This window comes from Frigoribacterium sp. Leaf415 (assembly GCF_001424645.1).
Classification (GTDB): Bacteria; Actinomycetota; Actinomycetes; order Actinomycetales; family Microbacteriaceae; genus Frigoribacterium.
The window spans coordinates 1,416,910-1,436,500 of the sequence record NZ_LMQR01000001.1 but is presented as its reverse complement, the minus strand read 5'-3'; the positions used below and the strand labels follow the sequence as shown (position 1 = coordinate 1,436,500).

Here is a 19,591-nt window from a genome sequence, read left to right as displayed (position 1 = left end):
CCTGCTGACACTGTGCGAGGTCGATTCCGGCCAGGTGTCGAGGGGAACGACGATGACGTTGTGGTGGAACAGGCTCACGAACACGGGCCGGGTGTTGATCGCGTGTGGCTTCATGGCCTTCCTGCTGGTCGTCGGAGGCGCGGCGAACGCGGCCGCCGTCGGTGCTTTCTCCGGGGCGGGCGAGGCTGCCGGCCCGGACGGTGCGGCGCAGCCCTTCGTCGCCGTCGACGCCACGACGAGCCCGACCCCCACTCCGACTCCCACCCCGGTCGTCAGCGTCACCCGCGTCGACGAGAGCGAGAGCGTCCCGTTCGAGTCGGTCTCGGTCGACGACCCGAACCTCGACGTCGGCACCAGCGCCGTGACGACCACCGGACAGGCGGGCACGAAGATCCACACCTACGAGGTGACGACCACCGACGGAGTCGAGACCGCCCGCACCCTCGTCAGCGAGACCGTCACGGTCGCCCCGGTGTCACAGGTCACGAGCGTCGGGACTCGCGTGCCCTACGTCGCCCCGGCACCCGTCGCTGCACCGGCGCCGGCGCCGGCTCCGGCTGCGGGTGGGTGCGACTCGAACTACTCCGGGGCGTGCGTCCCCGTCGCCTCGGACGTCGACTGCGCCGGGGGCAGCGGCAACGGCCCCGCCTACGTCCAGGGGCCGGTCACCGTCGTCGGCTCGGACATCTACGACCTCGACCGTGACGGCGACCGGATCGCCTGCGACCGGTAGGCGCTCGCCAGAAGTGCCTCCCGACAAGGGTCGAGTGGTCAGAAAGTGTCCTTCGCCCGCGGCGGAAGGACGTTTTCTGACCACTCGATCGAGCCCGCTGACCAAGGACCGGGCTGGCCTCCCAACGGGGGCTCGTCTGCACGTCATGTGTCGCCCTACCGTGTGGGCAGGGGGAATCACATGAGCGAGACCGTGGCGCGCGGAAGCGTGGCGATGACGTTGAAGGCCCGACGACCGGCCTACTCGGTGATGCAGGCGTGCCTCCGCGTCCAGGCCGCCGCACCCGCCCTCACCCGGCGGCAACGGTTCTTCGGTGGGGACCCGCTCTCGGCCGACGCTCGCAGCTGGTACCAAGGAGCCCTCGGTGAGATCGAGGTCGCCCGCGTGCTCGCCGAGCTCGGGCCCGAGTGGACCGTGCTGCACTCCGTCCCGGTCGGCTCGGGCGAGTCCGACATCGACCACGTCGTCATCGGCCCGACGGGCGTCTTCACCGTCAACACGAAGCACCACGCCGGCAAGAAGGTCTGGGTCGGCGGCGGCTTGGTCACAGTCGGCGGACACCGGACCGACCACTCTCGCAACTCCCTTCATGAGGCGACCCGCGCCTCCCGGCTGTTGTCGAGGGCGGCCGGTACCGAGATCTTCGTCAAGCCCGTCATCGTGCTTGTGGGTGAGGCCTCACTGACCGTCGGCAACAAGACGCCCACCGTGCCGGTGGTCGTCGCCGCCCGCCTGCGGAAGTGGCTGATGAACGGGCCGCGGGTGCTCTCGCCTGAGGCGCTGGCCTACCTGACCATGGTCGCCGAAGAGCGCGGCACCTGGCACAAGGAGGCGCTGGTGCTGACGGACACGCTCCGTCACGAACACCGCTTCGAGCGCCTGCGCCGCGACATCGACGACGCGGCCCGTCGTCGACGGCGGTGGCGGGTCGGAGCGGCCCTCGGCGTGCTCGGCGCGAGCGGGGGAGTCGTCATAGCGTTGGTGGCGACGTTCACGAGCACGCTCGTGGCGACGTTCGGGTAGGTGCCCCGAGCCCTGTGCCCCGAACTCGGAGCCCGGGTGACGCCAGGTCGCCCGTTCGATGATCCGGTCCTTACCGGATCACCGTCTGAACGACGACACCAACCGCACGGCCACGGCGGTCACGGCCGCGACGCCCGCCGCGACGAGAGCGAAGGCCGACCACACGGCGAGGTCGGCGTGTTGCATGCGCAGACCCGTGAGCAGGGCGACGAGGGCGCCTGCGGCGACCGCCGTCCAGAACACGAAGGCCCGGGTGCCCCACCGGCGGAGATCCGACCGGGTACCTCGGGGCGCCCAGCGCACGACGGCCAGAACGGCCGCCGTGAGCAGGGCCGGGACGAGTGCGACGAGGTTGATCACGGACGACCCGATCAGGAGGCGCGGGTCGGGCGCCTCGCGACGGCCCACCGCACCAGCACGACCAGTGCGAGCACGAGGGCCGTCGCCAGGGCGGCGAGTCCGAAGGTCCCGAGCACGGCGGCCGCCGTCCGACGGATGGTCAACCAGTCGACGGGTGGCTCGGTCGAGTACCGGACGCTGCCCGTCGGACCGAACGGCGCCCAGATGAGCAGCACGGCCACGCCGTAGCCCACGGCACCGACGATCGCGGCGACGACGGCCAGGCGGCCGAGACGGGGAGTGGTCGGGGTGGCCATGCGCACAGACTACGGCGCCGCACGGCGCCGGACGGCGTCCCGCTTCGAGGGTCACCCCGGTCACCCCGGTCATGCGGCCCACCCGAAGACATCGAGTGGGCAGGAGTTGTTGCTCGGTGGCTCGGGACGAGCACCTTCTGCCCACTCGCGCGAGCACCGGGGTGACAGACGCGGGCGAACCGACCCGCGCCTCCTTCTCAGACGTCGATGCCGAAGAGGCGGGCCGCGTTGCCGCCGGCGAAGGCGTCGCGGTCGGCGTCCGTCGCGAACTCGCCGAGGAAGGCCTGCACCTCGTCGCCCGTCGGGTGCTGGAAGGGGTAGTCGGTCGAGAAGAGCAGTCGGTCGATCGTCGTCACCTCGAGCGCGTGCCGCAGCAGCGCCGGCTCGAACATGCCCGACGCCGTGATGTGCACGTTCTGCCGCACGTACTCGCTCACCGTGCGATCGAGGCCCGCCAGCCCCGCCAGCCCGTCGGCCCGGCTCAACCAGAACAGCAACAGCTCGCCCCAGTGCCCCAACACGATCTGCAGCTCGGGGTGCCGGTCGAACGCCCCGCTCGCGATCAACCGCAACGCCGCCGTCGCCGCCTCGAGGTGCCAGCCCCACGCGAACGTCGACAGGGCCAGCCCCGTCAGGTCGCCGAGGCCTCCGTACTGGGCCGCGCGCACCTCCCGCGTCGGGATCTGCGGGTGGATGAAGAGTGGCCTGCCGAGCCGAGCCGCCGTCGCCAACAGGTCGTCGTACCGCGAATCGTCGAGGGGCACGTCACCGGTCCGGCCGTAGACCATCGCCCCCACGAAACCGGCCGCGGACGCCCGCTCGAACTCGCCCGACACCGCCTGCGGGTCGGCCATCGGCAGGGTCGCCAACGCCCGGAGGCGCGTGGGATGCCGCGCCACGGCCTCCGCCGCGACGTCGTTGAGCTCCCGAGCGAGCCGACGCGCATCGGCCGGAGGCAACTGCCCGGTCGCCGGGGGAGCCACCGACAACACCTGCACGTCGACGCCCTGCTCGTCCATCGCGGCGATGCGCCCGTCTCCGACGTCCTCGAGTCGGGTCAGGTGGTCACCCCGCTCGTTGAACGCGAGGCTGTCGTCCCGCAGCTCGGGTGGCAGCGACTCGAGCGCGGCCTTCAGCTCGGGGGTGGTCCAGTGCTCTTCGATGCCGATCAGGGGCATGGGTGGCTCCGTTCGCGAGGACGGTTCGGTGGGTAGGCCGTCGCGAGCGCCAGTCAACGCCCGGGCGGGCCGGGGTGCCCCGGCGGACCGATCGAGTGGTCAGAAAACGTCCTTCGTGGGGCGGGGAGGGACGTTTTGGGACCACTCGACCGAGACGAGAGGGCCAGCCCGAGGAGGCGCGGGTCGCGTCGGCGAGGCACCCTCGTGTAACGACTGGGTGAAGACTGCAGCCCGTGCACGCTGCGGCACGGGGACGCCCGCATCCGCGGCGGGGCGCGGAGAACGGAGGATTCGGGGAGGTGCCGACCCGCACCTCCGGGGCCCTGGTGAACTGGCCGCGGCCGCGAACCTCCCTTATCGTTCACCCGAACGATAAACGGAAGGCCATCCCCGCATGACACCGATCGTCCCCGAACACCGACATGCGCTCAGCCCGGCGCGAGGCGCCGACGGCAGCGCCGACCGCGGCACAGGCCCGAGCCGCCGCACCGTCCTCGCCGGCGCCGCAGGGCTCGCCGGCCTCGGCCTGCTCACCCTCGCCGGCTGCACCCCCGCCCGCAGCACCCCGACCATCCCCGAGGCCGCCGCCACCGGCACCCCGCGCCGCGGCGGACGCCTGCGCATCGCGCGCCCGGCCGCCTCCGCCGCCGAGACCCTCGACTCCGCCAGCTCGCTCTCGGCCTACGAGTACCTCGGCGCCCTCTACAACCGGCTCGTCAAGCTCGACGACGCCGGCGTCACCGTGCCCGACCTCGCCGACGACTGGTCCGCGAACGCCGACGGCACGAGCTGGACCTTCCGCCTCCGCGAAGGCGTCCGCTTCCACGACGGCCGCCGCTTCACCGCCGCCGACGCCATCTACTCGATCGAGCACATCCTCGACCCCGACACCGCCTCACCCCAGGGCGAGGTGCTCGCCGCGATGATCGGCCCCGGCGGCATGACCGCCGTCGACCCGCTCACCCTGCGCTTCGACCTGCTGACGCCGAACGCCGAGTTCCCCTCGCTGCTGACCGCGTACCAGTGCTACATCGTGCCCGAGGGCAGCGCCGACCCGAGCCAGGGCGGCGGCATCGGACGCACGGGCATCGGCACCGGCCCGTTCCGCCTGTCGAGCTTCGAGCCCGCGGGCACCGGCAGCGTCGAGGCGTTCGACGACCACTTCGCCGGCCGCCCCGTGCTCGACGGCATCGACTTCTACTCGATCCAGGACACCACCGCCCGCGTCAACGCCCTGCTCGCCGGCCAGATCGACCTCATCAGCCAGACCAACCTCGACTTCGCCACCGCCCAGGTCGTCAGCGCCTCGGCCGGCGCCACCGTCGCCCGCGCGCCCGACGCCCAGTGGTACACGATCCCGATGCTCGCCACGAGCGCCGAGTTCAGCGACCCGCTCGTACGCCAGGCCATGAAGCTCGCCTACGACCCGCAGGCCGTCGTCGCCACCGCACTGCAGGGCACCGGCTCGCCCGGCTGGGACAACCCCGTGCCTCCGTCGCAGGCCGTCTGGCTCGACGATCAGCGCGCCTATGACCCCGACCAGGCCCGGGCCCTGCTCAAGCAGGCCGGCCGCGAGGGGCTGAAGACCGAGATCTACACGTCCAGCTACGAGTCGGTCTTCACCCCGATGGCGGTCGCCTACCGCGACGCCGTCCGCGACGCGGGCATCGACCTGACCGTGCGCAACGCCTCGTCGGACTCGTACTACACACAGATATGGATGCAGAAGCCCCTCATGGTCAGCTACTGGTTCACCGGCCGCCCGATCGACCAGCTGCTCAACCAGATCTTCCGCACCGGCTCGTCCTACAACGAGAGCGCCTGGTCGAACCCGATCTTCGACGGGCTGCTCGACGACGCCCGCGCCGAGATGGACGACACCCGCCGCATGACGCTCTACCAGGACGCCCAGCGCATCGTCGTCGAGGACTCCGCCGACATGACCCCCATGTTCGGCGACCGCCTCGTCGGCCTGTCGCGCGACGTCCTCAACTACCGCGAGTTCGGCTTCGAGTTCGACTACCTGCAGATCGGCCTCCGCGCATGAGCCCCTCACCGACCGGCGGCACGAACGCCCGCGGCACGAACGACCCCACCGTCACCCGACCCACCCCACCGCTGGCCACCTCCGCCGAGGCCCGCGGACGGGCGGCCACGCGCGCCCTCGAGAAGGAACTCTCCGACGGCGACCCGACACGCGCCTCCTCGTCCGGCGGCCCGGGCGCCGCGAACGCGGGCGCGAGCAACCCGGTCACCGCGACCCTGATCGTCGTCGCCCGCCGCGTCGGCACCGCCCTGCTCACGGTGCTGCTCGCCTCGTTCTTCGTCTTCTTCGCCGTGCAGGCCCTGCCCGGCGACGTGGCCCAGCAGCTGCTCGGCCAGGACGCCACCCCCGACGCCGTCGCCGCCCTGCGCGAGACGCTCGGCCTCGACCAGAACGTCTGGGTGCGCTACGGCCAGTGGCTGCTCGGCGCCGCGCACGGCGACTTCGGCGTCTCGCTGGTCAGCGGCCTGCCGGTCGGCCCCGACCTGCTGATCGCCTTCCGCAACAGCATGCTGATCGCGCTGCCCGCCATGATCGTCGGCGTCACCCTGTCGCTGACCCTCGGCGTCATCGCCGGCGTGCGCCGCGGCCGTCCGAGCGACCACGCGATCTCGCTGATCAGCCTCGTCGTCATGAGCGTGCCCGAGTTCATGGTCGCCACCGTGCTCGTGCTGCTGTTCGCCATCGCGCTGCCGATCTTCCCGGCCGTCGTGCTGCGCGGCCAGGACGCGACCATCGCCGAACTGCTGCCGAGCATCTGGCTGCCCGTCATCGTGCTGACCCTCGCCATGGCCGCCTACATCGTGCGGACGGCCCGCTCGTCGACGATCGACGTCATGGCGAGCGAGTTCGTCACGACGGCCGAGCTCAAGGGCCTGTCGACGCGCCAGGTCGTCTGGCGTCACGCCGTCCCGAGCGCCCTGCTGCCGACGCTCAACGTCGTCGCGCTGAACGTCGCGTGGCTGCTCGGCGGCGTCGTCGTGGTCGAGAACGTCTTCAACTACCCGGGCATGGGCAAGCTCATGCTCGAGTCCGTCTTCAACCGCGACCTGCCGACGATCCAGGCGATCGCGGTGGTCAGCGCCCTCGTCTACGTGGTGTGCAACCTCGCCGCCGACCTCATCGCGCTCGCCCTCGACCCGAGGCTGCGCACCCGACGGAAGGCCCGCTCATGAGCCCCGCACGCGACAGGACCGAGCACGGCAGCACCGGCCAGGGTGGAACCGGCCACGGCAGCACCGATCTCGACAGGGCCGAGGAGGCGCGGGTCGCCACGACCGCGGACGTCGCCACCCCGGGCGCGCAGGTCGGCGGCCCGGCATCGGCCGGCCCGCAGGCAGCGGGTGGGTGGCCGAGGCGACTGCGCACGAGCGCGACGTCCCTGACCAGCGGCCTCAGCGCCTCCTCGGCCCTGAGCATCGGGTTGGCCCTCATCGCGCTGCACGTGGTGCTGGCGCTGCTCGCCCCGGTGCTGACCGGCCACGACCCGGTCGCCACCGACTCGGGCGCCGCCCTGACCGGCACGAGCTGGGCGCATTGGCTCGGCACCGACCAGTACGGCCGCGACATCCTGTCGCGCACGCTCAACGGCGGCCGGTACGCGCTCGTCGTCACCTTCCTCGCGACGACGATCGCGGTCGGCATCGGTACGGTGCTCGGCTGTGTCACCGCCTACGCCGACAACTGGTTCGACGAGGTCGTCATGCGCATCGTCGACGCACTGCTCAGCGTGCCGTCGATCCTGGCGCTGCTCGTCGTCGTGACCGTGTTCGACTCGGGCCTCTGGGTGATCGTGCTCGCCGTCACCGTGATCTACGCGCCGGCCGTGACCCGCGTCGTCCGCGGCGCCGCCCGCACCGTGATCACGCAGGACTACGTGACCGCCGCCCGCGCCCGCGGCGAGAAGCCGCTGAGCATCGTGTTCCGCGAGATCGTGCCCAACGTCACCGACGTGGTGCTCGTCGAGTACGCGATGCGCGCCTCCTGGATCGTCCTGTTGATCTCGACCCTGTCGTTCCTCGGGTTCGGCGCCAACCCGCCGACTCCGGACTGGGGGCTCATGGTGCAGGAGAACCGCACCGCCCTCACCGTCGTCCCGTGGGGCACGCTCGCCCCCGTCGTCGCCCTCGCCACGCTCGTCATCGGGCTCAACCTCAGCGCGGACGGGCTCAGCAAGTCGCTGGGCGTCGACCGCGCGCAGAAGGGGGCGGTCTCGTGAACGAGCCCCTCACCACCGCCGGTACCACCGCAGGAGGCGCGGGTCGCCCCGTCGACGTCGCCACCGATCCCGTCGTCCGCGTCGACGACCTCTCCATCTCGTACGCCGCCGGTCGCCGCGAGGTGCCGGTCGTGCGGGGCGTGAGCTTCGAGGTCGGCGTCGGACGCGCTCTCGGCCTGGTCGGCGAGAGCGGCAGCGGCAAGTCGACGGTCGCCCGGACCCTGCTTGCGCACCTGCGACGCGGGTCGCGGGTCGTGTCGGGCAGCGTCCGCGTGGCCGGGGACGACGTGTTCGCCCTCGACGAGCGGGCGCGCCGGGCCCTGCGCGGCGGCACGGCGGCCCTCGTCGCCCAGAACGCCGGTCAGGCGCTCACCCCGTCGATGCGCGTCGGACGCCAGCTGCGCGAGGCACTCGAGAGCCACGGACTGCCCGGCGGCGACGACCGCGTGCTCGAACTCGTGCGCCACGTGCGCCTGCCCGACCCCGAGACCATCGTGCGGCGCTACCCGCACCAGCTGTCGGGCGGACAGCAGCAGCGCGTCGCGATCGCCATGGCCATCGCTGCTCGACCGAAGCTCCTGGTGCTCGACGAGCCGACCACCGCCCTCGACGTCGTGACGCAGTCGGCCGTGCTCGAGCTGATCCGCGACCTGGCGGTCGAACTCGGCATGGCGATCGTGCTGGTCAGCCACGACCTCGGCGTCGTGTCGACCATGGCGGACGAGATCGCGGTCATGCACGAGGGGCGGATCGTCGAACACGCGCCGACCGCCTCGCTGTTCGCGGACCCGCAGCACGAGTACACCCGCGAGTTGCTCGCGAGCATCCCGCGCGTGCACGCCGCCGCCACCGCACCGCGTTCCGTGCACGGCACCGCGACTAGTCCGGGTGTGCAGCACGAAACGCGGCGCGACGAGGACGATGCCCCCGCCGCACCCGCAGGAGGCGCGGCGCAGGACCCGAGGACCGCACCCGCCACCGGGCCGGTCGTCACGGCGAGCGACCTCGTCGTCCGGTACGGGCGCGGCCTGCCCGCCGCGGTCGACGGTGTCTCGTTCACCATCGGCCGCCGCGAGACCCTCGCCGTCGTGGGGGAGTCCGGCAGCGGCAAGTCCACGCTCGCCACGGCCCTCGCCGGGCTGATCCCCGCCGAGTCGGGCCGATTCGCCTTCCACGGTGCCGACGGGGTCGAGAGCGACCTCACCCGACCCGTCGCCGGGCGCACGGCGACGCTGCGCCGGTCGATCCAGCTGATCTTCCAGAACGCCGACACCTCGCTCAACCCGCGCCGCACCGTCGGCGCCGCGATCGCCCGACCGCTCAAGCTCTTCACCGGTGAGTCGAGCCCCGAGCGCGTCGCCGAACTGCTCGTCGAGGTCGGCCTGCCGCCCGAGTTCGCCTCGCGCCTGCCCGCCCAGCTCTCGGGTGGCCAACGCCAGCGCGTCGGCATCGCCCGGGCGCTCGCCGCCGGGCCCGAGCTGATCATCGCCGACGAGATCACGACGGCGCTCGACGTCCGCGTGCAGTCCGGCGTGCTCGACCTGCTCGCCGGACTGCGTGACGAGAAGGGGCTCAGCTGCCTCTTCATCAGCCACGACCTCGCAGTCGTCCGCGGTGTCGCCGACCGGGTCGCCGTCATGACCGGCGGTCGCATCGTCGAGGTCGGCCCGACCGAGCGGGTCTTCCAGGGGCCGAACCACCCGTACACGCGGACCCTCCTCGACGCCACGCTCGACCCGGGCACGACCGAGCTGCCCGACGTCGGCGACGCACGCCCGCGTTGGCGGGACGCCGACGGCTGGGACGACCACGGCGACGGACACCACGTGAAGCGCTGGGAGGCGATGTGAGCACGAGCGGCACGACCGACACGGCACGCGGGGGAGACGAGCGGGGGGACGGCGAGCGCGACCCGCGCCTCCTCGGTGACCCGCGCCTCCTGCAGGAGCCGGCCTGGGCCGGGGCGGGCCGCACCCTGGGTGCCCCGCGGCCCGACCTCGCCGAGACCCGGCCGCCGGCGTCCGACCGTCCCCGGGGCAGCGGGCCGCTCGAGGTCGAGGTGCGGGACGAGTGGGTGCCGTTGCATGACGGGACGCGGTTGCACGCCCGCATCTGGGCTCCCGTGGTGGACGAGCCGGTGCCGGTGCTGCTCGAGTACCTGCCCTACCGGCTCGACGACTGGACGGCGCCCCGCGACAGCGAGCGCCACCCCTGGTACGCCGCGCACGGCTACGCGTCGGTGCGGGTCGACATCCGCGGCACGGGGTCGAGCGACGGCCTGTTCGACGACGAGTACTCCGAGCAGGAGCTCGACGACGGCATCGCCCTGATCGAGTGGCTTGCCGCGCAACCCTGGTCGACCGGTGCGGTCGGCGCGTTCGGCATCTCGTGGGGCGGGTTCAACGCGCTGCAGCTGGCCGGGCGGGCTCCGGCGGCGCTCAAGGCGATCGTCACCGTCTGCTCGACCGACGACCGGTACGACAACGACGTGCACTACATGGGCGGCGCGGTGCTCGGCATCGACATGGCGTCGTGGGGCGGCACGATGTTCGCCTTCAACTCGAGGCCGCCGCGGCCCGAGGTGGTGGGCGCCGACTGGGTCGCCCGGTGGCGGGAACGCCTGGAACACAACCGTCCGATGACGACGACGTGGCTGTCGCACCAGGAACGCGACGACTACTGGCAGCACGGCAGCGTCTGCGAGGACTACTCGTCGATCACGGCCGCCGTCCTGGCCGTGGGCGGCTGGGCCGACCCGTACCGCGACGCCGTGCTGCGTCTGGTCGAGAACGTCGACGCGCCGGTCAAGGGCATCATCGGGCCGTGGTCGCACCAATACCCCGACCGCGGCTTCGCCCCCGGCCCGGGCATCGGCTTCTTGCAGGAGACCCTGCGCTGGTGGGACCGCTGGCTGCTCGACTGCCCCAACGGCGCCGACGCCGAGCCCGCGCTGCGCGCCTGGATCAACGACTCCGAGCCGCCGGCGACCTACTACGCCGAGCGGACCGGGCGGTGGGTCGCCGCGTCGTCGTGGCCGTCGCCCTCGACCGAGGCGCGCGCCGTGCCGCTGGACTCGCTGCGCGGCGGGGCGGACGGTCCCGTCGTCGTACGTTCGCCGCAGAGCACCGGGCTCGACGCCGGGCGGTTCTTCCCGTTCGGCAACGCGACCGACCTGCCGCCCGACCAGCGCGCCGAGGACGGCCGCTCGATCTGCTTCGACCTGCCGGTCGACTCCACGCTCGACGTCCTGGGCAGCGTCGTGGCCGACCTCGCCGTGACCTGCGACGTGCCCGACGGCACCGTGATCGTGCGCCTGTGCGACGTCGCCCCCGACGGCTCGTCGACGCTCGTCACCCGCGGCGTGCTCAACCTGAACAAACGGAACGGACGAGACCGCGCCGACGACCCGATGGAGGCGCGGGTCGAGCAGGTCGTCCGCGTCGCCCTGGTCTCGACCGGACACTCCTTCCCGGCCGGCCACCGCCTCCGGATCGCCCTGTCGAGCGCCTACTGGCCGTGGGTCTGGCCGCACCCGGTCGAGGCGACCCTCACGGTCGACCCCACGCGCAGCAGCGTGACGCTGCCGGTGTGGACGCCCGGGCCCGGCGACGGGTCCGCGGAGCACCCGGTCGACGACGGCGTCGCGTTCGAGGCGCCCGAGCGGGCCGAGCCCCTGGCGATCCGCGCCCTGCCCTCGGTGTCGGACCTGCCGCAGCGCAGCGTGTCGCACGACGTCGGCACCGGCGAGTGGGTGCTCGACGTCGACCCCGGCTACGGCGGCGGGCGCGAGTACCCGGACGGGCTCGTCTTCACCGAGGAGAGCCGCGAGACCTACCGCATCGTCGACGGTGACCCGCTGTCGGCGTCGGCCGAGTCGCGCTGGGCGATCGGGCTCGAGAAGCCGAGCTGGAAGGCGTGGCTCGAGACGACGTCCCGCGTGACGGCGTCGGCGGAGGCGTTCCGGGTCGAGAACACGGTGCGGGCCTGGGCCCGGGACGGCGGACCCGACGCCGAGACGGTGCTCGTCGCCGACCGGACCTTCGACGAGCTCGTACCGCGGACGTCCGCATGAGCGGCGTGAGTGGCGTGAGCGCCCGGCAGAAGCCGGTGGTGCGTCGCGCGTCGATCGTCGAGGCGGCCCGCGAGGTGATCGTGCGCGAGGGCATGGGTGCGACCCGTCTGCGCGACATCGCCGCCGCGGCCGGGGTCTCGGTCGGCACCGTGACGTACCACTTCGACGGCGTCGCCGAGATCCTCAACGAGGTCGTCGTCCTCGAGACGGCGCGGTTCTACTCGTCGATCATCGAGGCGGTGGACGCCGAGTCCGACCCGGTCGTCGGGGTGCGGATGCTCGTCGAGCCCCTGTTCGCCGACACCGACGCGACCGACGAGCACTGGCGGCTCTGGTCGGACTACTGGACCGCCGTGGCACGCAAACCCGCGGTCGCCGCCGAGTACGTCGAGCGCATCCGCGTGTGGGAGGCCTGCCTGACCCGCACCCTCCGGCGCGGGGTCGAGCAGGGGCGCTTCGCGACGGAGGACCCGTCTGCGCTCGCCCTCAAGCTCGCGGCCTACAGCGACGGCCTCGCGACGCAGCTCGCCCAGAAGGCTCCCGGCCTCACGCCCGCCCTCGCGCTCGACTGGATGTGGACGCTGCTGGAGCACGAGACCGGGGCGTCCTTCCGGGGCTGACCCGCGCCTCCTCGTTCGGAGACGGGCGGGTCCGGCGGAACCGGGCGTCCGGAGACGCCCGCTTCCACCGGACCCGCCCGCTCGGGCACGCGCCTGCGCCAGCGGCTCGGCGCCTGGGCCCGCACCGGCCTTACTCGTAGCGGAGCGACTCCACCGGGTCGGCCTTGGCGGCGCGGGCGGCGGGGAGCGTCCCGGCCAGGAACGCGATCACCATCACCACGACGATGATCAGGGCGATCGACACGGGGTCGAACGCGATCAGCGTCAGCCCGGGCAGGTCGGACAGCAACGACCCGGCCAGGGCCGCGCTGGCGAGGCTGCCCGCGATCATCGCGATGCCCACGCCGATCGCGCTGCCGAGGAACCCGATGAACGCCGCCTCGAGGCTGAACAGTCCGAAGACTTTGCCGCTGCCCATGCCCATGGCCTTCATCAGGCCGATCTCGCGGGTGCGCTCCTGCACGGACATGAGCAACGTGTTGACGATGCCGAAGCTCGCCGCGAGCAGGGCGATGATCGCGAAGGCGTTGAGCACGAGCACGATGCCGTCGATCACCGTCGTGAAGGTGCCCAGCTGGTCGGCGACGGTGGTGCCGGTGTAGCCGGCGGCCGTCAGACGGTCCTTGAGGTCCGTGACCTGCTGGTCGGACGCGTCCGCGGCGAACCGCACCGTGGCCTGCGCGTAGCGGTCGACCTGGTCGGCGGGCAGCCCGACGTTCTGCGCGTCGAACAGGGCCGTGCCGAGCGCCGCGTTCGGGGTGACCGACGCGCCGGCGGGCGACGCGATGCTCTCCTCTGCGACGCCGACGACGGTCGCGATGACCGTGTGCTGCGTGCGCATGGCGTCGGTCACGGCCAGCGTGACCGGCTGACCGACGGCCGCCTCGTCGTCGCGGTACCCCAGCGGCCCGACGTAGGACGTGGGGATCGCCACCTGCAGGTCGGCGCCGTCGTCGTCGGGCTGGGCACCCGCGGTCAGGGTGAGCTGCTGCCCGGGGACGAGCGCGCTCGCCGACACGACGTACTTCGTGCCGCTCTCGCCCTCGACGTAGTCGGTCGAGAGCGACTGGGTCGGCTGCACGTCCAGCACGCCGTCGACGCCCTCGAGGGTCGTCACGTCGTCAGGGGTCAGGGCGACGACGGTCGACCCGGGGGCACCGAACCCGCCGGCGGCGACGGTGTCGGGGTCGTACTCGGTCGGGCCCGAGCCGCCCACGCTGAGGCCCTCCGCGTCGTCGGACGCCTTCGTGACCGTCATGGTGTCGGACGAGCCGACGGCCGAGACCGTGTCGTCGATGTACGCGTTGATGCCGGTGCCCAGCCCGCTCGTCAGCGTCAGCGTGAACGCGCCGACGAAGATCGCCAGGATGGTCAGGATCGTCCGCGTCTTCGACCGGAACGTGTTCGAGACGGCGGTCGACAGCAGGTCGGTGGTCTTCATGCGGCCACCTCGGCCTCGTCGTCGACGATCAGCCCGTCGCGGATCACGATGCGCCGGTCGCAGCGCGCCGCGAGCTCCTCGTCGTGGGTCACCACGATCAGCGTGATGCCGTTCTCCCGGTTCAACGAGAACAGGATGTCCTCGACGACCGCCCCGGTCGCCGTGTCGAGGTTGCCCGTGGGCTCGTCGGCGAAGATGATGCGCGGATCGTTCACCAACGCCCGTGCGATCACCGTGCGCTGCTTCTGACCACCCGACAGGTTCAGGGCCTTGTTCTTCGCCTTGTCGGCGAGCTCGAGCTGCTCGAGGGCCGCCAGACCGCGACGACGGCGCTCGCCGCGGGGCACGCCCGCGATCTTCATCGGCAGCACGACGTTCTCGAGCACCGACGAGCTCGACGTGAGGAAGAACTGCTGGAACACGAAGCCGAACGTCTTGTTGCGCGTCCGGTTCAGGCGCCCGCCCTCGAGCGTGCTCGTGTCGACGCCCTCGAGCTCGACGGTGCCGGTCGTCGGGGCGTCGAGCAGGGCGAGCACGTGCATCAGGGTCGACTTGCCCGAGCCGCTCTTGCCGACGATCGCCACGCTCTCGCCCTCGGCGATGTCGAAGCTCACCCCCTTGAGTGCCTCGAACCGGTTCGGGCCGCGCCCGTACGAACGGTGGACGTCTCGGACCGAGATGATCGGCGCCATGGTGCTCCTGTCGCTGACGGCCCGGTGTCTCCGGGGCCGAGACCCACACTCGCGGGCCGCGCCGCCCGGGGCGTCCCCCCACCGCGGACACCTGCCCGACCGGCCGTACCGCGACCGCGGTACGCGACGTCGGGCCCCAGGGGGACTCGGCCGCCGGCGTTCCAGGGCACGATGGGGTCATGACGACGACGGACGGCAGGAGGCGCGAGCCGGCCTACCCACGACCTCGCGTCCCCGGGTGGCTGGCCGACACGCTCGCCGCGGTGCTCGTCGTCGGTGCGGCGTTCGCCCCCTTCCCCGTCGCGGAGTTCCGGCCGACCGGCGGACTGGCCGTCGCGGTCGTCCTCGCCCCGGTCGTCCTGCTGCCGTTCCGCCGCCGGCGTCCCGTCCCGGTGCTCGCCGCGATCGTCGGGCTCTTCGGCGTCGGTGCCCTGCTCGGCACGCTCGCGCCGGGCATCGTGCTCGCCGCCGGGATCGCCGTGTTCGCCGTGGCTGCACGGACCCCGCGTCGTCGCACCATCGTCGTGACGGTGGCCGCGGCGGCCGCGATCGTGCTGCTCAGCCTGCTGGCGGCCCTCGGGGGAGTCTCCGACCCGCGCATCGTGCAGTTCGCCCTCCTCATCGCCTTCGCCGCCGCCGCGGGCGACGCCAGCCGCTCGCGGCGCGAGTACATCGAGGCCGTCACCGAGCGGGCCGAACGGGCCGAGCGCACCCGTGAGGCCGAGGCCTCGCGCCGGGTGGCCGAGGAGCGGCTGCGCATCGCCCGCGACCTGCACGACGCCGTCGCCCACCAGATCTCGGTGATCAGCCTCAACGCCGGGGTCGCGTCGTCGGCGATCGAGACGCGACCCGAGAAGGCGGTGACGGCCCTCGCGACCATCCGCCGCGCCTCCCGGACCGTCCTCGGCGAGATCGGCGACCTGCTCGAGGTGCTGCGCGCCGGGGACTCGGACCGCGCCCCGTCGCCCCAGCCGGGACTCGCGCGACTCGACGAACTCGTGGCCGGGTTCGCCGACGCCGGGCTCGTCGTGGGCACCCGGGTCGAGGGGCCGCTCGCCTCGGTGACGGGCGCGGCCGACCTCGTCGCGTACCGGGTCGTGCAGGAGGGGCTGACGAACGCCAGCAAGCACGGCGCCGAGCACCGCGCGCACGTGCTCGTCGCGGTCGACGAGCACGAGGTGTCGATCGTCGTGACGAACCCCGTGCCGGTGGCGCGGGTCGAGCCCGACCCGGACGACGTGCGGGGTGGGCACGGGTTGCTCGGGCTGCGCGAACGCGTCGCCTCGGTGCGCGGGGTGGTCGAGACCGGGCTCACGCCGGGCGGCTTCCGGCTGGCGGCCGTGCTGCCGGTGACGCGTGCGGCCGATGTCGACGGGGGAGTCTCGTGACCACCGTGCTCGTCGTCGACGACCAGCCGCTCATCCGTCAGGCCGTGACCGACATCCTCGACGGCGAGGACGGGGTCGAGGTCGTGGGCGACGCCGTCAACGGTCGTGAGGCGGTCCTGCGGGCCTCGGCGCTGAGGCCGGACGTGGTCGTGATGGACATCCGCATGCCCGAGCTCGACGGAATCGGCGCGACGGCCGCGATCTGCGCCGACCCGCTGCTCGTCGACACGAAGGTGCTGATCCTCACGACGTTCGAGGAGGACGAGTACCTCGTCGCCGCCCTGCGTGCCGGGGCGAGCGGGTTCATCGGCAAGGGTGCGGAGCCCGACGAGATCGTCCGTGCGGTGCGGGCCGTGCACGCGGGGGAGTCGCTGCTGTCGCCCGTCGCGACGCGCAGCCTGATCGAGAAGTACGTGCTGCCCGGTGGCGGCCGCGACGCGACGGGCTCGGGGGACGGTGGCGCCGGGACGGGCGCGGCCTCGGGGACAGCGTCGTCGAGGGGCCCGTCGTCCCGGGCCGTGCCGCCCGAACTCGCGCACCTGACCGACCGCGAGCGCGAGGTGCTGCTGCTCGTCGCGCGGGGTCGCGCGAACGCCGAGATCGCCACCGACCTGGTCATCTCGCCGCACACCGCGAAGACCCACGTCAACCGCATCATGACCAAGCTAGACGCCCACGACCGGGCGCAGCTGGTGATCCTCGCCTACGAGACGGGGTTGCTCGCGCCGGGTTCCTGACGAGCGGGGAACGAGGTGCCGGAGCCCGGCGGGGCCTGCGGATACTGCGGGTCCTGCGGGGGCCGACCCGCGCCTCCTGCAGGCGGGCGGGTTCGGCGGACGCGGGCGTGCGTGGACGCCCGGCGACCACGGACTCGCCCGCGCGACCGCCGCCCGGGCCCACGGACCGGCCAGGCGGCACGCGGAGGCGCGGGCTGGCTCACGCGCGGAGGTGGCGGCGCAGGTGCTCGGCGGCCTCGTGCCCGACGCGGGCCATGGCCTCGCGGGTCTGGCCTCCGACGTGCGGGGTGAGCACGACGTCGGATCGGCCGCGGAGGGGGTGGTCGGCGGGCAACGGCTCGACCGTGGTGACGTCGAGACCGGCCCCCGCGAGGTGACCGGCGTCGAGCGAGGCGACCAGCGCCTCCTCGTCCACGACGCCGCCGCGCGAGGTGTTGACGACCACCGCGCCCGGGCGCAACAGGGCGAGCTCACGCGCGCCGATCAGGCCGACGGTGGTGGGCGTCAGAGGCACGTGGACGCTCAGTGCGTCCGACGCCGCGAGCAGGGCGTCGAGGTCGGCGGGCTCGGCTCCGGCCGCCCGGACGGCGTCGTCCGAGAGGTGCGGGTCGTGGGCGACGACGCGCATGCCGAGCCCGTCACGGGCCGCGTCGGCCACGAGCCGCGCGATCCGCCCGAAGCCGAGCAGCCCGAGCGTCGCGCCGTGCAGTTCGCGCCCCACGAAGGAGGCGCGGGTCGGCACGGTCCCGGAGTCGTCGGCACCCGAGTCCCTGGCCCCCGAGCCGCCGCCCGACCACGCCGCCCCGAGTCCGCGCCTGGTCACCATCAGCAACGTCACGGCGAGCTCGGCGACCGACCGGCTGTTCGCGGCGGGGGTCGTGGTGACGGTGATGCCGAGCTCGGCCGCGGTGTCGACGTCGACCGTGTCGAGGCCGACGCCGTGCCGCGCGACGATGAGGAGCCGCGGTGCCTCGCGCATCATCGCGCCGTCGACCCGTGCCGTGCGCAGCAGCACGCCCTCGACCTCGGCCGCGACGTCGGACCAGCCCGCGGCGTCGTCTCCCCAGCCGAGCCGCACGTCGGCCCAGGCAAGCAGCGACGCGACCACGTCGTCGTCGATCGGCCGCGGCACCCAGACGACGGGCGTGCGGCCCATCGGGTCTGTCGATCCAGCTGAGCCGGTCGCCCGCGGCGATCCCGTCGAGCCCGTCGACCCCGCCGCTCCCGGGTCAGTCACGCGGCACCAGCTTCCGGTTCGCCGTTCGACGGTCGCCTTCTCCGCGCAGCAGTTCGTGCGTCGCCGCCACGACCTCGTCGACCCGGGCGGCCGGCACGATCGCCACCCCGTCGTCGTCCCCGAGCACCCAGTCGCCCGGCGACACCGGCACGCCACCGACCGCGATCGTCTCGCCGGTGCGGAACGGTCCGGTCTTCCACGGCCCCGCCGGCGTCACGGACCGCGCGAACACCGGCACGCCGACGCGCTCCAGCTCGACCACGTCACGGGCGGCGGCGTCGAGCACGATGCCGCCGACGCCGAGCGCCTTGGCCTTCTCGGCCACGAGCTCGCCGATCAGGGCGCGGGTCTCGTCACCGCCACCGTTCACCACGAGGATCTCGCCCCGACGGATGCGCTCGAACGCGGCGTGCAGGCCGGCGTTGTCGCCCGGCCGGGTCCACACGGTGAACGCCGGGCCCGAGAGGGCGGCTCCGCGCCAGAGCGGGCGGACGCCGTCCGCGACGCCGAAGCGCTCCATGGCGTCCGAGACGGTGGCGACGGGGAGTTCCCCGGGGGCGGGCAGCACCGGTCGGAGGGGCCGTGAGGCCGGGGAGGTCGAGGTGGTGCTCATGGTGCTCCTGTCGTTCGGGGTGCGGGGGCTCTCGGTCGGTGGCGGTGGCGGTGGCCGTGGTGCAGGTGCGGGTGCGGGTGCGGTCGGTCAGTCGAGGGCGGGCGGCAGCCCGGTGCGGGCGAGCTCCGAGGAGGCGCGGCGCAGCTCGTCCGCGAACCGCGGGACCGCGTCGTCGGTGAAGCGACTCGTCGGCCCGCCCAGGGCGAGGGCGACGGGTCGGCCCGGCGGGCGTCCCGGGACGAGGACGGCCACGCCCGAGTTGCCCGGCTCCCGCGTTCCGTGCGACACCGACCAGCCGTCGTGACGGGCCTGCTCGACCCGGGCCCGCACGGCGTCGCGGTCGACGGGCAGCACCGGCGCCGGGGAGAACGGCGTGGTCGGGCTCGAGCCGCTCGTGCTCGTGTCCGCCGTGGCGTCGACGTCGTCGAGGGTGGCGTCGAGCGCCTCGGCGGGCTCGCCGCTCAGCAGCACGGCGCCCGCGGCACCGATCCACAGCGGCAGTTCGTCGCCCACCTGGACGACGTGACGGAGGCTGTGCGGGCTGGGCGACTGCGCCACGACGACTCGGGCCACGCCGCTGCGGACGTAGAGGCTGACGGTCTCGCCCGTCACGGCGGCGAGCGCGGCCATGCGGTCGGCGGTGGCGGCGGGCACGGCCCAGGCGCGGGCGGCGAAGGCTCCCCAGTGGATCATCCGCGTGCCCACGCCGACCCGCCCGTCGGGCCCGTGCTGCAACATGCCCTCGGCGACGAGGGTGTCCACCAGTCGCAGGACGGTCGTGCGAGGCAGGCCCGAGGCGCGCACGAGTTCGGAGAGGGTCTGCGTGCTGCGCTCGGGCGTGAACGCCTGCAGGACGGCGAGGGCCCGGCTGACGGCGCGGACGCCGCTCGCGTCGCCCCGGCCCGCGACCGCAGGGGTCGGTGTCATGAGGGGCGGTGT

General features: G+C 73.3%; 18 protein-coding genes. 10 read left to right on the top strand and 8 right to left on the bottom strand.

Annotated elements, in window-relative coordinates:
• Positions 1-52: 52 nt before the first annotated feature.
• Together ASG28_RS16015 and ASG28_RS06570 are read left to right on the top strand one after the other, a co-directional pair.
• Positions 53-733: a G5 domain-containing protein gene (locus ASG28_RS16015; RefSeq protein WP_235477646.1), complete on the top strand. Its 681-nt coding sequence runs from the start codon at positions 53-55 to the stop codon at positions 731-733.
• 180 nt (positions 734-913) lie between these two features.
• A complete protein-coding gene (locus ASG28_RS06570) occupies positions 914-1,756 on the top strand; it encodes a nuclease-related domain-containing protein (RefSeq protein ID WP_055973299.1) in 843 nt (280 codons plus the stop codon).
• A gap of 78 nt (positions 1,757-1,834) precedes the next feature.
• On the opposite strand, the gene ASG28_RS06565 is transcribed toward ASG28_RS06570, so the two are convergent.
• The 3 genes from ASG28_RS06565 to ASG28_RS06555 all read right to left on the bottom strand — a co-directional run bounded on the left by ASG28_RS06565 (position 1,835) and on the right by ASG28_RS06555 (position 3,590).
• A complete protein-coding gene (locus ASG28_RS06565; protein ID WP_157485665.1) occupies positions 1,835-2,116 on the bottom strand; it encodes a hypothetical protein in 282 nt (93 codons plus the stop codon).
• An 11-nt stretch (positions 2,117-2,127) separates the two neighbouring features.
• The gene (locus ASG28_RS06560) at positions 2,128-2,412 is read right to left on the bottom strand and encodes a hypothetical protein (protein WP_055973297.1); all 285 of its coding nucleotides are present in this window, start codon (positions 2,410-2,412) and stop codon (positions 2,128-2,130) included.
• A gap of 197 nt (positions 2,413-2,609) precedes the next feature.
• The gene (locus tag ASG28_RS06555; protein WP_055973295.1) at positions 2,610-3,590 is read right to left on the bottom strand and encodes an amidohydrolase family protein; all 981 of its coding nucleotides are present in this window, start codon (positions 3,588-3,590) and stop codon (positions 2,610-2,612) included.
• Positions 3,591-3,984: 394 nt separating this feature from the next.
• On the opposite strand from ASG28_RS06555, the gene ASG28_RS06550 reads away from it, so the two are divergent.
• Genes ASG28_RS06550 through ASG28_RS06525 form a run of 6 tightly spaced genes read left to right on the top strand, consistent with a single transcriptional unit; the run spans position 3,985 to position 12,544 of the window.
• Positions 3,985-5,637 carry an ABC transporter substrate-binding protein gene (locus ASG28_RS06550; protein ID WP_055973291.1) on the top strand — a complete coding sequence of 551 codons (1,653 nt, stop codon included), beginning with the start codon at positions 3,985-3,987 and terminating at the stop codon, positions 5,635-5,637.
• Positions 5,634-6,809, top strand: a complete 1,176-nt coding sequence (locus ASG28_RS06545) for an ABC transporter permease (RefSeq protein ID WP_235477644.1) — start codon at positions 5,634-5,636, stop codon at positions 6,807-6,809. The genes ASG28_RS06550 and ASG28_RS06545 overlap by 4 nt, the downstream gene beginning before the upstream one ends.
• Positions 6,806-7,852: an ABC transporter permease gene (locus ASG28_RS06540; protein ID WP_235477643.1), complete on the top strand. Its 1,047-nt coding sequence runs from the start codon at positions 6,806-6,808 to the stop codon at positions 7,850-7,852. Before ASG28_RS06545 ends, ASG28_RS06540 begins: the two co-directional genes overlap by 4 nt.
• Positions 7,849-9,702: a dipeptide ABC transporter ATP-binding protein gene (locus tag ASG28_RS06535; RefSeq protein WP_082454450.1), complete on the top strand. Its 1,854-nt coding sequence runs from the start codon at positions 7,849-7,851 to the stop codon at positions 9,700-9,702. Before ASG28_RS06540 ends, ASG28_RS06535 begins: the two co-directional genes overlap by 4 nt.
• Complete coding sequence (locus tag ASG28_RS06530; RefSeq protein ID WP_235477635.1) at positions 9,699-11,924, top strand: CocE/NonD family hydrolase; 2,226 nt, start codon at positions 9,699-9,701, stop codon at positions 11,922-11,924. Before ASG28_RS06535 ends, ASG28_RS06530 begins: the two co-directional genes overlap by 4 nt.
• Positions 11,921-12,544 (top strand): TetR/AcrR family transcriptional regulator, encoded by a 624-nt coding sequence (locus ASG28_RS06525; protein ID WP_055973289.1) that lies wholly within the window; start codon positions 11,921-11,923, stop codon positions 12,542-12,544. The genes ASG28_RS06530 and ASG28_RS06525 overlap by 4 nt, the downstream gene beginning before the upstream one ends.
• A gap of 130 nt (positions 12,545-12,674) precedes the next feature.
• Here the strand turns inward: ASG28_RS06525 and ASG28_RS06520 are convergent, their stop codons facing one another.
• Together ASG28_RS06520 and ASG28_RS06515 are read right to left on the bottom strand one after the other, a co-directional pair.
• On the bottom strand, positions 12,675-13,985 hold the full coding sequence (locus tag ASG28_RS06520) for an ABC transporter permease (RefSeq protein WP_055973286.1): 1,311 nt from the start codon (positions 13,983-13,985) through the stop codon (positions 12,675-12,677).
• Positions 13,982-14,677 (bottom strand): ABC transporter ATP-binding protein, encoded by a 696-nt coding sequence (locus ASG28_RS06515; RefSeq protein WP_055973284.1) that lies wholly within the window; start codon positions 14,675-14,677, stop codon positions 13,982-13,984. The genes ASG28_RS06520 and ASG28_RS06515 overlap by 4 nt, the downstream gene beginning before the upstream one ends.
• 179 nt (positions 14,678-14,856) lie before the next feature.
• Here ASG28_RS06515 and ASG28_RS06510 point away from each other — a divergent pair, with 179 nt between their 5' ends.
• Positions 14,857-16,065 carry a sensor histidine kinase gene (locus ASG28_RS06510; RefSeq protein ID WP_055973279.1) on the top strand — a complete coding sequence of 403 codons (1,209 nt, stop codon included), beginning with the start codon at positions 14,857-14,859 and terminating at the stop codon, positions 16,063-16,065.
• Entirely contained in the window at positions 16,062-16,802 is a 741-nt protein-coding gene (locus ASG28_RS06505; protein WP_055973276.1) for a response regulator transcription factor, read from the top strand. Before ASG28_RS06510 ends, ASG28_RS06505 begins: the two co-directional genes overlap by 4 nt.
• Positions 16,803-17,001: 199 nt before the next feature.
• On the opposite strand, the gene ASG28_RS06500 is transcribed toward ASG28_RS06505, so the two are convergent.
• From ASG28_RS06500 to ASG28_RS06490, 3 genes are all read right to left on the bottom strand, one after another.
• A complete protein-coding gene (locus ASG28_RS06500; protein WP_055973273.1) occupies positions 17,002-17,958 on the bottom strand; it encodes an NAD(P)-dependent oxidoreductase in 957 nt (318 codons plus the stop codon).
• 73 nt (positions 17,959-18,031) lie between these two features.
• Positions 18,032-18,652, bottom strand: coding sequence for an RraA family protein (locus ASG28_RS06495; protein ID WP_055973270.1), 621 nt, complete (start codon positions 18,650-18,652; stop codon positions 18,032-18,034).
• An 87-nt stretch (positions 18,653-18,739) separates the two neighbouring features.
• Positions 18,740-19,579 carry an IclR family transcriptional regulator gene (locus tag ASG28_RS06490; protein WP_055973267.1) on the bottom strand — a complete coding sequence of 280 codons (840 nt, stop codon included), beginning with the start codon at positions 19,577-19,579 and terminating at the stop codon, positions 18,740-18,742.
• Positions 19,580-19,591: the final 12 nt, after the last annotated feature.

Excerpts from the sequence above, each read along its gene's own strand:
- ASG28_RS16015 (WP_235477646.1), top strand. The coding sequence starts at position 53 with ATGACGTTGTGGTGGAACAGGCTCACGAACACGGGCCGGGTGTTGATC.
- ASG28_RS06570 (WP_055973299.1), top strand. The coding sequence starts at position 914 with ATGAGCGAGACCGTGGCGCGCGGAAGCGTGGCGATGACGTTGAAGGCC.
- ASG28_RS06560 (WP_055973297.1), bottom strand. The coding sequence starts at position 2,412 with ATGGCCACCCCGACCACTCCCCGTCTCGGCCGCCTGGCCGTCGTCGCC.
- ASG28_RS06555 (WP_055973295.1), bottom strand. The coding sequence starts at position 3,590 with ATGCCCCTGATCGGCATCGAAGAGCACTGGACCACCCCCGAGCTGAAG.
- ASG28_RS06550 (WP_055973291.1), top strand. The coding sequence starts at position 3,985 with ATGACACCGATCGTCCCCGAACACCGACATGCGCTCAGCCCGGCGCGA.
- ASG28_RS06545 (WP_235477644.1), top strand. The coding sequence starts at position 5,634 with ATGAGCCCCTCACCGACCGGCGGCACGAACGCCCGCGGCACGAACGAC.
- ASG28_RS06540 (WP_235477643.1), top strand. The coding sequence starts at position 6,806 with ATGAGCCCCGCACGCGACAGGACCGAGCACGGCAGCACCGGCCAGGGT.
- ASG28_RS06525 (WP_055973289.1), top strand. The coding sequence starts at position 11,921 with ATGAGCGGCGTGAGTGGCGTGAGCGCCCGGCAGAAGCCGGTGGTGCGT.
- ASG28_RS06520 (WP_055973286.1), bottom strand. The coding sequence starts at position 13,985 with ATGAAGACCACCGACCTGCTGTCGACCGCCGTCTCGAACACGTTCCGG.
- ASG28_RS06515 (WP_055973284.1), bottom strand. The coding sequence starts at position 14,677 with ATGGCGCCGATCATCTCGGTCCGAGACGTCCACCGTTCGTACGGGCGC.
- ASG28_RS06510 (WP_055973279.1), top strand. The coding sequence starts at position 14,857 with ATGACGACGACGGACGGCAGGAGGCGCGAGCCGGCCTACCCACGACCT.
- ASG28_RS06500 (WP_055973273.1), bottom strand. The coding sequence starts at position 17,958 with ATGGGCCGCACGCCCGTCGTCTGGGTGCCGCGGCCGATCGACGACGAC.
- ASG28_RS06495 (WP_055973270.1), bottom strand. The coding sequence starts at position 18,652 with ATGAGCACCACCTCGACCTCCCCGGCCTCACGGCCCCTCCGACCGGTG.
- ASG28_RS06490 (WP_055973267.1), bottom strand. The coding sequence starts at position 19,579 with ATGACACCGACCCCTGCGGTCGCGGGCCGGGGCGACGCGAGCGGCGTC.